This is a genomic window from Bacteroides sp. MSSM.1001136sp1_RTP21357st2_D2_RTP21359_211015 (assembly GCF_040913205.1).
GTDB classification, from domain to species: domain Bacteria; phylum Bacteroidota; class Bacteroidia; order Bacteroidales; family Bacteroidaceae; genus Bacteroides; species Bacteroides ovatus.
Genome location: NZ_JBDFVF010000041.1, coordinates 38,847 through 55,264 on the forward strand (window position 1 = coordinate 38,847; position 16,418 = coordinate 55,264).

The following is a 16,418-nucleotide window of genomic DNA, read 5'->3' on the forward strand; positions in this document are numbered from 1 at the left end:
AACAGTAAACAAAAAAACGATAAACAAAAAACGGTGAACAAACTGCGTTATCATTCTGCAGAGTGTCCACCGTTTTATCGTTGTTTATTCTATACCTTTACAGTTTCAACTTCTTACTTACAGATTTCGATTCATTATGTAAACGGTCTAAGGCAGTCACTACATAACGGTATTTTGTTTTTCCTGTTTCATAAGGAAGTTTGTAGAACGGATTGCGGGTGATAGCTACAATATGTGAAGGATCGTCCAAATCCACCTTCTCTTTGCTGCCAAAGCGATAGACTACATATCGAACAGCCTTATCCATCTCCGTATCGGCTTTCGGAGCAGTCCAGAAAAGGATATAACCATCTTCCGTCCATACCTTTTTCATTTTACGCACCTTGTCCGGAGCTTTATCATCCATAAAATCAAAGACTGGAACCAAAGCCGGATACTTATGATATTCACTGATTAAAGCATCACGATATCTACCCTGATTCTCAACAACGGCTGCCGCATACCATTGACAACTACCTCCAATTGTCTGGTAAGCACGTTGCAAAGCCATCTTGCGGGGAAGCTGATTGATAGAAGGATTCTGCGGATCGGCAAACTGAACAGTCTTCGGCACGGACTGACCGATAAACAACGGCCGGTTTTCCGAATGAGTAGCCCACCATTTCACCAATGTCTCATAGTCAGCCGCTTTATGACCGATTTCCCAGTAAACCTGCGGAATATTATAATCAATCCATCCTTCACGTGCCCAAAGCAGTACATCAGCATAAAGATCATCATAGTTTTGCAAGCCATTGGTGTTACTTCCCAACGGATCACTCTTCTGATTACGATAGATACCAAACGGGCTTATACCGAACTTCACCCATGGCTTGATGCCACGAATCGTCTCGTGAAGTTTCTTTATCAACACATTCACATTACTACGACGCCAATCTGCCTTGTTCGTGAAACCTCCACCATAACGGGCGAAGCTTGCATTATCCGGGAAATCTAATCCATTAACCGGATAAGGATAGAAATAATCATCCATGTGGATAGCGTCCACGTCATAACGGGACACAATGTCGGTCACAATTTTGCAGATATACTCCCGACTTTCAGGAAGTGCCGGGTCGAAGTATAGCTGATCGCCATAAGTAACAAACCATTCCGGATGCTGGTGATAAATATGTTCCGGTGCCAACTTATTCTTTAATGAAGTCTTCACACGGTAAGGATTGATCCAGGCATGAAACTCCATATTACGTTTCTGACATTCTTCAATCATAAACTGCATCGGGTCCCACATAGGAGAAGGCGTCTGCCCTTGCGTTCCTGTCAGGAAACGGCTCCACGGTTCATATTGGGAAGCGTATAATGCATCCGCTTCAGGGCGCACCTGAAAGATGATCGCATTAATTCCGGCTTCCTGAAGAGAATTCAACTGGCTAATCAATATTTGCTTCAGTCGCTCTGTAGGAATGCCACGAAACTGGCCATTGACAGCCTGTATCCATGCTCCACGGAATTCACGTTTAGGATATTTATTGCCTGATGGCACCTGTGCCCTCACTCCTACCACCAGAAGAAGAGCTAAAAGTAAAAGATAGTTTTTCAGCTTCATAATATTCTTAAATCGTAATAATGTGACGCAAAGATAATACAAACTCCCGATAAATTCGCTAACTTTGCCGACTACCATAAAAAAGGAGTATTTTATGTCAGAAAACAACTATATTTCGATCAAAGGCGCACGAGTCAACAACCTAAAAAACATCGATGTAGATATTCCCCGCAACAAACTTGTTGTTATCACCGGATTGTCGGGTTCGGGAAAATCATCACTTGCTTTTGATACCCTTTATGCAGAGGGACAACGCCGCTACGTAGAAAGCTTAAGCAGCTACGCGCGTCAGTTCCTGGGGAGAATGAGCAAACCGGAGTGTGACTTTATCAAAGGAATTCCTCCCGCCATTGCCATCGAACAAAAAGTAAACAGCCGTAATCCCCGTTCCACCGTGGGCACCTCGACTGAAATTTACGAATATCTACGCCTGTTATATTCACGGGTGGGAAAAACGTATAGTCCCATCAGCGGGCAGGAAGTGAAGAAGCACTCCACAGAGGACATCGTCAACTGTATGCTTTCCTATCCGGAAGGCACAAGATATACGGTACTGACGCCTATCCGCCTGCGTGAAGACCGCACATTACAACAGCAATTGGAGATAGACCTGAAACAAGGATTCAACCGTATCGAAGTGAACGGTGAAATGAAACGAATCGATGAATATACGCCTGTGGCAGGTGATGAAGTCTATCTGCTGGTCGACCGTATGGCGGTTGCCACCAGCAAAGACGCCATCAGCCGACTGACAGATTCTGCCGAAACAGCCATGTATGAAGGCGACGGAACCTGTATGCTGCGTTTTTTTCTATCGGATGGAACTACGAAACTTCATACTTTCAGCACTAAATTCGAAGCGGACGGCATCATCTTTGAAGAACCGAACGACCAGATGTTTTCATTCAACTCGCCTATCGGCGCTTGTCCGGCGTGCGAAGGATTCGGCAAAGTAATCGGCATTGACGAGCACTTAGTCGTTCCGGATCGTTCATTATCGGTATATGAAGGAGCTATCGTATGCTGGCGTGGCGAAAAGATGGGTGAATGGAAAGAAGAATTAATTCATAATGCGGAGAAATTCGACTTCCCCATTTTCACTCCTTATTATGAGTTGACAGACGCGCAACGCAGGTTACTTTGGGAAGGCAACCAATATTTCCACGGCATCAATGATTTTTTCAAGATGCTGGAAGAAAATCAATATAAGATACAATACCGGGTGATGCTGGCGCGTTACCGGGGAAAGACGCTTTGCCCGAAATGCCACGGCACCCGCCTGAAACCGGAAGCCGGATATGTACGGGTGGGCGGAAAGAATATTTCCGAACTGGTGGATTTGCCCATCACAGAACTGAAGCAATTCTTCGACCATCTGGAACTGGATGAGCACGACAGCAATGTGTCCCGACGTATTCTGATTGAAATAAATAGCCGGATTCGCTTTTTAATCGATGTAGGTTTGGGCTATCTGACGTTGAACCGACTTAGTAATTCCTTATCGGGTGGAGAAAGCCAGCGTATCAATCTGGCAACCTCGCTGGGAAGTAGCCTTGTGGGCAGTCTTTATATTCTCGACGAGCCAAGCATCGGACTGCATAGCCGTGATACAGACCGCCTGCTCCATGTGTTGCGTCAACTGCAACAATTAGGAAATACGGTAGTAGTGGTAGAGCACGATGAAGAGATTATCCGTGCAGCGGATTACATTATCGACATAGGTCCCAATGCCGGACGTCTGGGTGGAGAAGTTGTTTACCAGGGAGATATGAAGGATTTAAAGAAGGGAAGCAACAGCTATACGGTACGTTATCTTTTAGGAGAAGATGAAATACCTGTTCCGGAGCATCGCCGCCCGTGGAATAATTATATAGAATTGAAAGGCGCACGTGAGAATAATCTGAAAGGAGTAAACGTACGTATCCCTCTCAATGTAATGACAGTTGTTACGGGTGTTTCCGGTTCCGGGAAAAGTACATTGGTGAGAGATATTTTCTTCCGGGCATTGAAACGTGAATTAGACGAATGTAGTGACCGACCGGGAGAATTCTCTTCAATCGGAGGAAGTTTGCGTGACCTGCGGAATGTAGAATTTGTAGACCAGAACCCGATTGGCAAATCATCACGCTCAAATCCGGTGACTTACATCAAGGCTTACGACGAAATCCGCAAACTATGGTCCGAACAGCCTTTGGCGAAACAAATGGGATATACCCCCGGATTCTTCAGTTTCAACAGTGAAGGCGGACGTTGCGAAGAATGTAAGGGGGAAGGAACCATCACCGTAGAAATGCAATTTATGGCAGACTTAGTGTTGGAGTGTGAATCTTGTCACGGAAAACGGTTCAAGTCTGATACGCTGGAAGTGAAATTCAACGATAAAAGTATCTACGATGTGTTAGAGATGACCGTTAATCAGGCGGTTGAGTTCTTTAACGAACATGGACAAAAGAAAATTGTGAAGAAGTTACTTCCTTTGCAGGACGTAGGACTGGGATATATAAAATTAGGACAGTCGTCTTCCACTCTTTCCGGTGGTGAAAACCAACGTGTCAAACTAGCATTCTATTTGAGCCAGGAGAAAGCCGACCCGACGATGTTTATCTTTGACGAGCCGACTACCGGACTTCATTTCCATGATATTCGCAAACTTCTGGATGCTTTCGACGCACTGATTCGCCGGGGACACAGTATCGTTATCATTGAACATAATATGGATGTCATCAAATGTGCCGATTATGTAATCGATCTCGGACCGGAAGGTGGAGATAAGGGTGGAAACATTGTAGCAGTGGGCACTCCGGAAGAAGTTGCCGCCTGCGGAGCAAGTTATACAGGACAATTCTTAAAAGAAAAACTCCGCTAATAAATGATAATTTTAGGGTTCACCACAGAGGCCACGGAGGACACAGAGTTCTTCTCTCTTTTTTCCGTAAGTAAAACAGAGCGATAAATACGATGATAAATACGTGAGACTCTGTGTTATTCTATAGTGAATAAAAAATAGTAAACCTCTGTGTCCTCCGTGTCCTCTGTGGTGAAATATAAATTCCTATTTACAGCTAATTAAAAGTAGAATCCGAATCCTATCTTCACACCGAAACGTGAATTATCAGAATCATCAAAACGCCATTTATAATAAACTGCCGGTTCGATCGTTACAGTTTTGGAGAGAAAGTACGCATATCCGGCTTCAATGCCCAATCCCCAATCGTTGTTATGGCTACCACCCTTGTAACGGACCCGTTCCCAGTCAAAACCACCCCCAAGATAAATCCCCGTTGTATTGAAATAACAACGCATTCCTGTACCTAGTGTATATGTATCCTTCGGTTGCGACCAGTCTGCTCCAATATTTACCATCAATGCAAAACCATCTGCCAAAAATGTACCGGCTTGCGCACCAATACCAAACTTGGCATCATCATTTTTACTGTAAGAAAAATCCAGTCCTGTCACAGAAGGGTTGAGAATCATCGTTCCTTTCTCAAATTGTGCCTGCGCAGTAAAAGAGACTGCTAATAAGCAAAGAACCAAAGCTAATTTCTTCATAAACTTATTTTTTTAAGTGAATAAATTGTTCGTCTTTTTTGCGGCGTTCACGCATTTGTTCCTTTTTTCGAAGCACCAGCCAAAGAAGGAGGACGATGACATAAGAAACCACCACCGTAATTATTTTTTCTGTCAGGCTGACTTCCGTATTACGAGGCAACAAATAAGCCGCTGTTACGGATACATAAATAAGGAATGCAAGCGCAACTCCTGTCGATTTTCTTATTTTCTTCATTCTGATAATTTTCTTGTTTTTTGCTTGCTTATCCAGATATAGAACCAAACTGCCGCAACTACTACACACGCTATACCAACGCCATAGGAAGCTGCATGCGAAAGCCCCAATCCTTCAGGAGCAATACATATATAAGTAGAACATACACATGTCATAAACAGTGCCGGTATCAAAGTGATGATATAAGTTTTCTTAGATACCGCCAGAAAAACCGTTATAGCCCACAAGGTAAACACAGCCAGCGTCTGATTCGCCCAGGCAAAATAACGCCATATCATATTAAATCCGTTTGCGTCACGCAAGCTATACAAAAGCAGACCGATAGCAAGGACAAACATCGGAATGCAAATATATAAACGACGGCGCATACTTTTTTGTTCCATACCCAGGAAGTCTGCCACAATCAGACGTGCCGAACGAAAAGCCGTATCACCCGAAGTAATCGGAGCGGCAATCACTCCCAAAATGGCAAGTACGCCTCCGACAGCTCCCAGCCACTCCTTCGTTATAGAATCTACAATAACGGAAGCATTGCTTTCTTCCATTCCGTTTTCATGGAAAAAGTAAGTAGCGGCAGCAGCCCAAATAAGAGCAACAATGCCCTCGGTAATCATTGCACCGTAAAACACCGGACGTCCATGCCGTTCCGAGGTCATACAACGTGCCATCAACGGGCTTTGCGTAGCATGAAAACCCGAAATGGCACCACATGCAATACTCACAAACATAATCGGAAAAATAGGAAGCTCACTTGCTTCGGGATTTGTATTTTGCAAACCATCCCAAAGTTCAGGCAAAGCCGGATGGTTAACGTAGAGCATCACCAAAATGCCTACTGCCATAAACAACAAGGCAACCGCAAATATAGGATATATTTTACCTATTATTTTATCAACAGGAAGTAGGGTCGCCAAAATATAATAGAGGAATACAACCACAATCCAAAACGTAGCATCCAAACTTTCCGGAGTGAGTTTTGCCAACAGTCCGGCAGGCCCCGCAACGAAAACCGCCCCCACCAGAATCATTAAAATGACAGTGAATCCTCTCATCACCTGCTTGGTAGTCAGTCCCAAATAACGTCCTATTATTTCCGGCAGACTTTCACCTCCATTACGCAAAGAAAGCATTCCGGCAAAATAATCATGCACTGCACCCGCAAAAATACTTCCCAACACAATCCACAAGTATGAAGAGCTACCAAATTTCGCTCCCATGATTGCTCCGAAAATAGGACCTAATCCGGCAATATTAAGAAATTGAATCATGAAAATCTTCCAAGTGGGCAATGGAATATAGTCCACTCCATCAGCCTTTGTAAGAGCCGGTGTTTTACGGTCATCAGGACCAAAGACACGTTCCATCAGGCGTCCGTACGTAAAATAGCCTACTACCAGTGCCAGCAGGCATAGAGTAAATGTAATCATAGCGTGTCGTTTTTTAGCTTGGCAAATGTAACATAATCTCACGAAACAGCCCAACAATACCGACACTTTTACTAACTTTGCAGGGATTTAAAACAAAAAATAAAGAATATGCGTCGATATATTTTCATTCTTTCACTTTTGTTTCCTTTCCTCTCAATGGTTGCGCAACCCAAACATGAAGTTCGTGCCGCATGGGTCACAGCGGTGTACGGACTGGATTGGCCTCGTACACGTGCAACAACTCCCCAAACAATTCGCAAACAGAAAGAAGAGTTAATAGATATTCTTGATAAGTTGAAGGCTGCCAACTTCAACACTGTCCTATTTCAAACCCGTACACGTGGAGATGTATTATATCCTTCAGCAATCGAACCATTCAATTCAATCTTAACTGGAAAGACAGGAGGAAACCCCGGCTATGATCCACTGGCTTTCGCCGTTGAGGAATGTCATAAACGGGGAATGGAATGTCACGCCTGGATGGTAACTATTCCGCTGGGGAATAAGAAACATGTTGCTTCGCTCGGAAGTCAGTCCGTCACCAAGCGGATGAAAGATATCTGTGTCCCTTACAAAAGTGAATATTTCCTCAACCCAGGGCATCCGGCTACGAAAGAGTATTTGATGAAACTGGTACGGGAAGTCGTAAGCGGTTATGATGTGGACGGAGTACATTTTGACTATCTGCGTTATCCGGAGAATGCTCCCCTTTTCCCCGATAAATATGATTTCCGCCGATATAATAAAGGACGTACGCTGGATCAGTGGCGCCGGGATAATATCTCCGAGATTGTACGTTATATATATAAAGGTGTAAAAGCGATGAAGCCTTGGGTAAAGGTAAGTACCTGTCCGGTAGGAAAATACCGGGATACATCACGTTATCCTTCCCGTGGATGGAATGCTTTCTTTACCGTTTATCAGGACCCACAAGGCTGGATGGGAGAAGGGATTATGGACCAGATTTATCCGATGATGTATTTCCAGGGAAACAATTTCTATCCTTTTGCTCTCGACTGGCAGGAACAAAGTAACGGACGACAGGTGGTTCCGGGACTTGGCATTTATTTTCTTCATCCTGATGAGGGTAAATGGACACGTGACGAAATTGATCGTCAGATGAACTTCATCCGCAGTCAGAAAATGGCAGGTGAAGGACATTACCGGGTGAAATATCTTATGGAAAATACACAAGGTATCTACGATGAATTGGCTGAGAATTTCTATGCATATCCAGCTTTACAGCCTCCTATGCCTTGGCTGGACAATGTTCCGCCTACGGCTCCGTCCGAACTAAAGGTTACTGATATCAACAATGGATATACGGAATTAAAGTGGCAGGCTGCTACCGACAATGATTCGCGTAATAATCCGATGTATGTCATTTATGCATCAAATGAATTTCCAGTAGATACTAATCGCCCGGAGAACATTGTTGCACAAGGCGTTCGGGAGACAAGTTATATCTATGCTCCTATCCTACCCTGGAATGCTAAGAAACATTTCGCAGTTACGGCTATTGACCGTTGCGGAAACGAAAGTGCGGCGGTACAGAAGTAAAATAAACATGCCTATACTGGTATGAACTTCCCAGCAAAATAATCTAGTTCTACTTCATTCCAGTTTTCCGGAATGGAATGATTAACAATAACAAGTAAGGCGAACGATAGTCACATGGCATGTGATTACTTGTTTCATGCAATGAAACTTTTTGTTTCTCGGTGTGGAACCAATGGTTTCACTGCATGAAACTATCAGTTTCACACCGAGAAACCATAACTTCGATATAATATCACAAAAACACGCTTTTTGAGATAAACACCCACGCCCGATAACTACTCTTTTTATGAGCCGGCACCAATGACAAATAGCCTGATTTTATTCTTCCTTGTTCTATTTCCAAAGGATAAGCCTCCTCCATTTCTTTGTGTGCTCTCCAGGCTGTTCCTTCCGTAGGGTAATAGCTTATTTGAAAAGCTCCTGTTGAAGTAGGATAGATATAATGGTCATAAATATGACGCGCTACTACTCCCATATTCATCCTCAAGTTGATTTCCACGCAAGGATGAATCCGATAAACAGGAGATTCTGGAAAGCGACAGATCATCATATCCACTCCCAAATAACCATTATAAATGGTTCCGAAACGGAGGGATAATTCTTGTTCAAGGCGGTCGCGCAATTTATAAATTTCTTCGACAGGGATATATTCCGAAAGATTCCGTTCGATGGCTGCATCTGAAATCAGCAGATTACCTTCGTACGCCCCACTTCCACCCGTACGGAATTGAGAGTATCCGGCAAAGCCAAATCGACCATTACCCGAAGAACGAAATTCCATAGCAAAATCTTCCACCTTATTATATAGAGGTTCGCCAATAACACCTCCTTGCTGGTTGCCAATGCGTGAGCACCAACCGGAAATGGAAGGAGTATATACACCTTTGCACCAATTCAACCCTTTTCCGCTACCGGATAAAGGAGCTTTCAGTAAACAAGTATCATGTGATTCTACAAATGACTTCCATTCTTCGGGAAACGTCAGGTAAAAAGACTCTCCACAAAAACAGGCTCCCAGTTGTAGCTGTGGTAATAATCCCACAGCGCAGGAACGATGGGAACAGAAACGCAGTTTATCCAATTGCTCAATAGAAGGAAGCTCGCTTTCTTCCACTCCCAAATCCAACAGTCGTTTTCTTATTGCTATATCCCAGCCCCAAGGACGAATATCCAAATTCCGCTCCGAAGCAAGTTCAGGTTCTGTCATCAAATCAACCGAAAGTCCTAATAATTCCTGTATCTTCTTCACATAGTCGAGATTATAAGCGGAAGGAGCCAATACAACACTTCCCTCTTCTGCATACCACATCGGCAACAAAGCCAATTCGGATGCCATCTGCCGGGCGGAAGCCGGTGCCATATAGTTTGTTTCACCGCTGGCTAACGCCAAATCATGTTCCGGATTGAATATATAAAGAGCCTTTTTTGTCATTTTAAACGAATTCAATACATTATTCTGCAAATATATACAGGAAATAGCCAGGAATGGCTACAATAAACAGAAAGTTCTAATTAAACTCACAATTTTGCCATCTCTACTTTGCAAATCCTAAAAAAAGCAGTATATTTGCCACCCGAAAAACAAAGAACTGAAATGGAATCATTCTATCGCACACACGCCTACCTCGTTGAGCACACCAATGCCCCCGTTCGCCGCGATCTTATGGACGAGATCGATTGGAGCGACCGCCTGATTGGTATCAAAGGGACACGTGGCGTAGGAAAAACCACTTTCCTTCTCCAATACGCCAAAGAGAAATTCGGAAACGACCGTTCCTGTCTGTTCATCAACATGAACAATTTCTATTTCTCGGGACACAGCATTGTAGACTTTGCCTACGAATTCCAGAAACGTGGCGGAAAAGTATTGTTGATTGACCAAGTGTTCAAACATCCGGAATGGAGCAGAGAGTTGCGCATGTGTTACGATCGTTTTCCTAATCTGAAGATTGTCTTTACCGGCTCATCCGTGATGCGACTGAAAGAGGAAAACCTTGAACTGCGTGATATTGCAAAGAGCTATAACCTGCGCGGATTTTCTTTTCGCGAATACCTGAACTTACAGACAGGCATGAAATTCAGGGCATACAGCCTCGAAGAAATTCTTAGCACTCACGAACAGATTGCCAAAGGAGTACTCTCTAAAGTTCGTCCGCTGGATTACTTCCAGGATTACCTGCATCATGGGTTCTATCCGTTCTTCCTCGAGAAGCGTAACTTCTCGGAGAATTTGCTGAAAACGATGAACATGATGGTGGAAGTAGATATCCTGCTCATCAAACAAATTGAACTGAAATATCTTTCAAAGATAAAAAAATTACTATATTTGCTCGCTGTCGACGGACCGAAGGCTCCCAATGTGAGCCAACTGGCAAGCGACATACAGACATCTCGCGCCACGGTGATGAACTATATCAAGTATCTGGCAGATGCACGACTGATTAATCTGGTTTATCCGAAGGGGGAAGAATTCCCTAAAAAACCTTCGAAGATAATGATGCACAACTCCAACCTGATGTATTCCATCTACCCGGTGAAAGTGGAGGAGCAGGATGTGCTCGACACTTTCTTTGTGAATTCTTTATGGAAAGACCATAAGGTACATAAAGGAGATAAAAACGTCTCTTTTATGGTGGACGAAGTAATGCCGTTCAAAATTTGCCAGGAAGGAGCAAAGATCAAGAACAATCCGAATGTGACGTACGCGTTACATAAGGCTGAAATAGGTCGGGGCAACCAGATACCTCTCTGGATGTTCGGCTTTTTATATTAAAAGATTTATTTACTTAAATATTTAATTTAGTTATGACTAAACAGAAGAAATTCATCACTTGTGATGGTAACCAGGCTGCAGCGCATATCTCGTATATGTTTTCTGAAGTAGCTGCTATCTACCCCATCACTCCTTCTTCGACTATGGCTGAGTACGTAGACGAATGGGCTGCCGCAGGACGTAAGAACATCTTCGGCGAAACAGTATTGGTACAGGAAATGCAATCTGAAGGTGGTGCTGCCGGTGCAGTTCACGGTTCTCTTCAGGCTGGTGCGTTGACTACTACTTACACTGCTTCTCAGGGGCTTCTCCTGATGATCCCTAATATGTACAAAATTGCCGGTGAGTTCTTGCCTTGCGTATTCCATGTGTCTGCTCGTACATTGGCTTCTCACGCATTGTGTATCTTCGGTGACCACCAAGACGTAATGTCAGCTCGTCAGACTGGCTTTGCTATGTTGGCTGAAGGCTCTGTACAGGAAGTTATGGATTTGGCTGGTGTTGCCCACTTGGCTACCATCAAATCTCGCGTTCCGTTCATGAACTTCTTCGATGGTTTCCGTACATCTCACGAAATCCAGAAGATTGAAATGTTGGAAAATGATGATCTTGCTCCGCTGATCGATCAGGAAGCTTTGGCTGAATTCCGTGCCCGCGCACTGAATCCGATGAATCCGGTTGCTCGTGGTATGGCTGAAAACCCCGACCACTTCTTCCAACATCGTGAATCATGTAACAACTACTATGAAGCAGTTCCTGCTATCGTAGAAGAATACATGAATGAAATTTCTAAGATTACAGGTCGTAAATACGGTTTGTTCGATTATTATGGTGCAGAAGATGCAGAACGCGTAATTATCGCTATGGGTTCTGTAACAGAAGCTGCCCGCGAAGCTATCGACCACTTGGTAGCAAATGGCGAAAAAGTGGGTATGGTTGCCGTACACCTGTATCGTCCGTTCTCTGCTAAACACTTCCTGGCTGCTGTACCTAAGACTGCCAAGACTATCGCAGTTCTTGACCGTACTAAAGAACCAGGCGCTAACGGCGAACCTCTTTACCTTGACGTTAAAGACTGCTTCTACGGCGCAGAAAATGCTCCGGTTATCGTTGGCGGTCGCTACGGTTTGGGTTCAAAAGATACTACTCCTGCTCAAATTCTTTCAGTATTCGAGAACTTGGCCATGCCAATGCCGAAGAATCACTTCACTATCGGTATCGTAGACGACGTTACTTTCACTTCTCTTCCTCAAAAAGAAGAAATCGCTTTAGGCGGTGAAGGAATGTTCGAAGCTAAATTCTACGGTTTGGGTGCTGACGGTACAGTAGGTGCTAACAAGAACTCTGTAAAGATTATCGGTGACAACACTGACAAACACTGCCAGGCTTACTTCTCTTATGACTCTAAGAAGTCAGGTGGTTTCACTTGTTCTCACTTGCGTTTCGGTGATACTCCGATCCGTTCCACTTATTTGGTAAATACTCCGAACTTCGTTGCTTGTCACGTTCAGGCTTACCTGCACATGTACGATGTAACTCGTGGTTTGCGTAAGAACGGTTCTTTCTTGCTGAACACTATCTGGGAAGGTGAAGAACTGGCTAAGAACCTGCCTAACAAGGTTAAGAAATATTTTGCACAGAACAACATTTCCGTATACTATATCAACGCAACACAGATTGCATTGGAAATTGGTTTGGGTAATCGTACCAACACTATCCTTCAATCTGCATTCTTCCGTATCACAGGTGTTATTCCTGTAGACCAGGCTGTTGAACAGATGAAGAAATTCATCGTTAAGTCTTACGGTAAGAAGGGTGAAGACGTTGTTAACAAGAACTATGCTGCCGTTGACCGTGGTGGTGAATACAAGACTTTAGCTGTTGATCCTGCTTGGGCTAACCTGCCGGATGATGCAAAAGCTGAAAACAACGATCCTGCATTCATCAACGAAGTAGTTCGTCCGATCAATGCACAAGATGGTGACTTGCTGCCTGTATCTGCATTCAAGGGTATCGAAGACGGTACTTGGTATCAAGGTACTTCTAAATACGAAAAACGTGGTGTAGCCGCATTCGTTCCTGAATGGAATCCAGAAAACTGTATCCAGTGTAACAAGTGTGCATACGTTTGTCCTCACGCTTCTATCCGTCCGTTCGTACTCGATGCTGAAGAGCAGAAGGGTGCTAAGTTCGAACAATTGAAAGCAGTAGGTAAAGTATTCGACGGTATGACATTCCGTATCCAGGTTGACGTTCTCGACTGTCTGGGTTGCGGTAACTGTGCTGACATCTGTCCGGGTAATCCGAAGAAGGGTGGCAAAGCATTGACAATGAAACACCTCGAAAGCCAATTGGCTGAAGCTGACAACTGGACTTACTGTGCTGAAAACGTGAAGACTAAACAACATCTTGTTGATATCAAGTCTAACGTGAAGAACTCACAGTTCGCTACTCCGTTGTTTGAGTTCTCTGGTGCTTGCTCTGGTTGTGGTGAAACTCCGTATGTGAAATTGATTTCTCAATTGTTCGGTGACCGTGAAATGGTTGCTAACGCTACCGGATGTTCTTCTATCTACTCTGGTTCAGTTCCTTCTACTCCGTATACTACGAACGAAAACGGTCACGGTCCTGCTTGGGCTAACTCACTGTTCGAAGACTTCTGTGAATTCGGTTTGGGTATGGAATTGGCTAATGAAAAGATGCGTGCTCGTATCGTGAAGTTATTCAACGAAATCCTTGCTGCCGACAACGCTTCACCTGAAGCAAAAGAAGTGCTGAAAGCATGGATTGAAAACATGTACGATGCTGACAAGACTAAAGAATTGGCTCCTCAAGTGAAAGCAGTGATTGAAGAAGGTCTTTCTCACGGATGTCCTATTTGCAAAGAACTGAAAGGACTGACTCAATATCTTGTAAAACGCAGCCAGTGGATCATTGGTGGTGACGGTGCTTCTTACGATATCGGTTATGGTGGTCTTGACCATGTAATCGCTTCCGGTAAGGACGTTAACATCCTCGTTCTGGATACTGAAGTTTACTCTAACACAGGTGGTCAGTCTTCTAAGGCTACTCCGGTAGGTGCTATCGCTAAGTTCGCTGCTGCTGGTAAGCGCGTACGTAAGAAAGACCTCGGTCTGATGGCTACTACTTACGGTTATGTATATGTTGCACAGATCGCTATGGGTGCTGACCAAGCTCAAACTCTGAAAGCTATCCGTGAAGCTGAAGCATATCCAGGACCATCTTTGATTATCGCTTACGCTCCATGTATCAACCACGGTCTGAAAGCAGGTATGGGTAAGAGCCAGGAAGAAGAAGAAAAGGCTGTTAAGTGCGGTTACTGGCACTTGTGGCGTTACAACCCGGCTCTGGAAGAAGAAGGCAAGAATCCATTCCAATTGGATAGCAAAGAACCGAACTGGGAAGATTTCCAAGGTTTCTTGAAAGGTGAAGTTCGTTACGCTTCTGTAATGAAACAATATCCTGCTGAAGCTGAAGAACTATTCAAAGCTGCCGAAGAAAACGCTAAATGGCGTTACAACAGCTACAAACGTTTGGCTAGAGAAAACTGGGGTGCTGAATAATAGTAATACCCTATAAATAAAAAACGGTAATCTTGTAGAAGATTACCGTTTTTTATTGTATGAACTCTGTCCAACATAAACAGTACTCCCTTTTTCCCACTAGAGTTCATGTCTATTTTATATTTAAAATTAAGAATAACAATGCTCCAATCTATTTATTCTCTGACTTCGGAATCCAACTATCCACCAACAGCCGATGCTCATCCCTCCATTTACGGGCTATTTCTTCTTCATCCATCCTGGCATCCTTCATAGCTGTCATAAAAGAGCTAAGTTCTTCTGTCGTTAGTTTGATGTTGCCAAAGAATTCGGCAGCAAACGGATCTTTCTCACTGAATCCTTTCCATGCAATAGCATGTATTTCTTCCAAGTCTCCATATACTTTCTTCGGATCATCCAAGAATTTCAAGTCAAACTGGTCGAACATCCAATGCGGTGTCCACCCCGTAATGACAATCCATTCTCCTTTGTCCATCGCTTTTTTCAAAGAAGCCAGCATGGTGGAACTACTTGAAGTCATGAGGGTATACCCATCAAGTCCGTAAGCAGCAATGGCCTTATCGGTCGTCTTCATTATCCCTGCTCCCGCATCAATTCCTACTATTTCAGAAGAAAAACGGTCTTTATTAGCTTCCAGCTCATTAATAGAGTGGATCGTAACATATTGAGGAACAACCAGTCCGACGCGAGCTTCTCCGTATACCTCCCCAAAAAATTCGATGCTGTCTCCATACTGATCCATATAATCTTTCATCGTTATTGGTAACCAGGCATCCAGAAACACATCAGATTTCTTTCCTGACATAGATACAAAGATGGGGGCAAGGTCAGCATTTTGCAGTTCAACCTCATATCCATGCTCTTCCAATACCACCTTAGCCAAATGACTCATGGCAATACCTTCCAGCCAATTGGCATAGGCTATTTTTACTTTCTTTTTCTCTAAGTCTGAATTAGTACAGGAAGCTAGCAAAAGCATAGCTGACAATACTATTCCTACTATTTTATATATTCTCATACGTATTTTATCCTTTCCGTTTAGTTCTTATTTTTTCGTCCTGCCATTCCTTGCGTGATACGGTCTAAGATGATAGCTAAAATAACAACTGCTATACCACCTTCAAACCCAAGTCCGATTTTCATTTGGGTAATACCTTTCAATACAATTTCTCCCAGACCACCGGCAGCAATCATGGCAGCAATGACAACCATAGAAAGCGACATCATTATTGTCTGGTTGACACCAGTCAGAATGGTGGGCAACGCCAAAGGAAGCTGCACTTTATACAATAACTGCCAACGGGTAGCTCCGAACGAACGGGAAGCTTCCACTACATTTTTAGGAACTTGCCGGATTCCCAATCCGGTAAGGCGGACCACAGGAGGCATAGCAAAGATAATGGTGGCAAACACTCCTGGCACTGCTCCCAATCCGAAAAACAAAACAGCAGGAATCAGATAAACAAAAGCAGGCATCGTCTGCATCAAGTCGAGAACAGGACGAAGTATTTTCTCTGCACGCGGACTGTTTGCCGTCCACACTCCTAAAGGTACACCAACAATCAGAGCCAGACAGGTAGATGAAAAAACGAGAGCCAGGGTTTGCATAGTAGCCTCCCAAAATCCCATTCCATAGATCAGTAATAATCCCAATGCGGTGAAAATTGCCGTACCGCGTCCT

At 43.8% G+C, this 16,418-nt stretch carries 11 protein-coding genes; 4 read left to right on the plus strand and 7 right to left on the minus strand.

Features of this window, described 5'->3' with window-relative positions; all coding sequences use genetic code 11:
- Positions 1-97: 97 nt before the first annotated feature.
- Positions 98-1,684 carry a glycoside hydrolase family 10 protein gene (locus AB5217_RS21410; protein WP_080706967.1) on the minus strand — a complete coding sequence of 529 codons (1,587 nt, stop codon included), beginning with the start codon at positions 1,682-1,684 and terminating at the stop codon, positions 98-100.
- Between the two features lie 16 nt (positions 1,685-1,700).
- Between AB5217_RS21410 and uvrA the strand changes: the two genes are divergently transcribed.
- Complete coding sequence (gene uvrA / locus AB5217_RS21415; RefSeq protein WP_032843827.1) at positions 1,701-4,472, plus strand: excinuclease ABC subunit UvrA; 2,772 nt, start codon at positions 1,701-1,703, stop codon at positions 4,470-4,472.
- Between the two features lie 200 nt (positions 4,473-4,672).
- On the opposite strand, the gene AB5217_RS21420 is transcribed toward uvrA, so the two are convergent.
- The 3 genes from AB5217_RS21420 to AB5217_RS21430 are packed head-to-tail and all read right to left on the minus strand — an operon-like array spanning position 4,673 to position 6,820.
- A complete protein-coding gene (locus AB5217_RS21420; protein WP_004327036.1) occupies positions 4,673-5,158 on the minus strand; it encodes an outer membrane beta-barrel protein in 486 nt (161 codons plus the stop codon).
- Between the two features lie 4 nt (positions 5,159-5,162).
- Positions 5,163-5,393 (minus strand): hypothetical protein, encoded by a 231-nt coding sequence (locus AB5217_RS21425; RefSeq protein WP_032843830.1) that lies wholly within the window; start codon positions 5,391-5,393, stop codon positions 5,163-5,165.
- Positions 5,390-6,820, minus strand: coding sequence for a carbon starvation protein A (locus tag AB5217_RS21430; RefSeq protein ID WP_032843832.1), 1,431 nt, complete (start codon positions 6,818-6,820; stop codon positions 5,390-5,392). The genes AB5217_RS21425 and AB5217_RS21430 overlap by 4 nt, the downstream gene beginning before the upstream one ends.
- Before the next feature lie 108 nt (positions 6,821-6,928).
- Between AB5217_RS21430 and AB5217_RS21435 the strand changes: the two genes are divergently transcribed.
- Complete coding sequence (locus AB5217_RS21435) at positions 6,929-8,380, plus strand: glycoside hydrolase family 10 protein (RefSeq protein ID WP_004304437.1); 1,452 nt, start codon at positions 6,929-6,931, stop codon at positions 8,378-8,380.
- Positions 8,381-8,612: 232 nt separating this feature from the next.
- On the opposite strand, the gene AB5217_RS21440 is transcribed toward AB5217_RS21435, so the two are convergent.
- Entirely contained in the window at positions 8,613-9,812 is a 1,200-nt protein-coding gene (locus AB5217_RS21440; protein WP_032843834.1) for a hypothetical protein, read from the minus strand.
- 162 nt (positions 9,813-9,974) lie between these two features.
- Between AB5217_RS21440 and AB5217_RS21445 the strand changes: the two genes are divergently transcribed.
- The gene (locus tag AB5217_RS21445) at positions 9,975-11,153 is read left to right on the plus strand and encodes an ATP-binding protein (protein ID WP_032843836.1); all 1,179 of its coding nucleotides are present in this window, start codon (positions 9,975-9,977) and stop codon (positions 11,151-11,153) included.
- 32 nt (positions 11,154-11,185) lie between these two features.
- Positions 11,186-14,737 (plus strand): pyruvate:ferredoxin (flavodoxin) oxidoreductase, encoded by a 3,552-nt coding sequence (gene nifJ / locus AB5217_RS21450; protein WP_004307074.1) that lies wholly within the window; start codon positions 11,186-11,188, stop codon positions 14,735-14,737.
- Positions 14,738-14,888: 151 nt separating this feature from the next.
- Here nifJ and AB5217_RS21455 read toward each other — a convergent pair whose 3' ends face one another.
- Both AB5217_RS21455 and AB5217_RS21460 read right to left on the minus strand, forming a co-directional pair.
- A complete protein-coding gene (locus tag AB5217_RS21455; RefSeq protein WP_004327045.1) occupies positions 14,889-15,755 on the minus strand; it encodes a glycine betaine ABC transporter substrate-binding protein in 867 nt (288 codons plus the stop codon).
- Positions 15,756-15,775: 20 nt separating this feature from the next.
- The coding region (locus AB5217_RS21460) for an ABC transporter permease (protein WP_368117381.1) at positions 15,776-16,418 on the minus strand (643 nt) is incomplete at its 5' end.

Bases quoted from the DNA above. Each gene is read 5' to 3' on its own strand.
- AB5217_RS21410 (WP_080706967.1), bottom strand. From the start codon at position 1,684: ATGGTAGTCGGCAAAGTTAGCGAATTTATCGGGAGTTTGTATTATCTT.
- uvrA (WP_032843827.1), top strand. From the start codon at position 1,701: ATGTCAGAAAACAACTATATTTCGATCAAAGGCGCACGAGTCAACAAC.
- AB5217_RS21420 (WP_004327036.1), bottom strand. From the start codon at position 5,158: ATGAAGAAATTAGCTTTGGTTCTTTGCTTATTAGCAGTCTCTTTTACT.
- AB5217_RS21425 (WP_032843830.1), bottom strand. From the start codon at position 5,393: ATGAAGAAAATAAGAAAATCGACAGGAGTTGCGCTTGCATTCCTTATT.
- AB5217_RS21430 (WP_032843832.1), bottom strand. From the start codon at position 6,820: ATGATTACATTTACTCTATGCCTGCTGGCACTGGTAGTAGGCTATTTT.
- AB5217_RS21435 (WP_004304437.1), top strand. From the start codon at position 6,929: ATGCGTCGATATATTTTCATTCTTTCACTTTTGTTTCCTTTCCTCTCA.
- AB5217_RS21440 (WP_032843834.1), bottom strand. From the start codon at position 9,812: ATGACAAAAAAGGCTCTTTATATATTCAATCCGGAACATGATTTGGCG.
- AB5217_RS21445 (WP_032843836.1), top strand. From the start codon at position 9,975: ATGGAATCATTCTATCGCACACACGCCTACCTCGTTGAGCACACCAAT.
- nifJ (WP_004307074.1), top strand. From the start codon at position 11,186: ATGACTAAACAGAAGAAATTCATCACTTGTGATGGTAACCAGGCTGCA.
- AB5217_RS21455 (WP_004327045.1), bottom strand. From the start codon at position 15,755: ATGAGAATATATAAAATAGTAGGAATAGTATTGTCAGCTATGCTTTTG.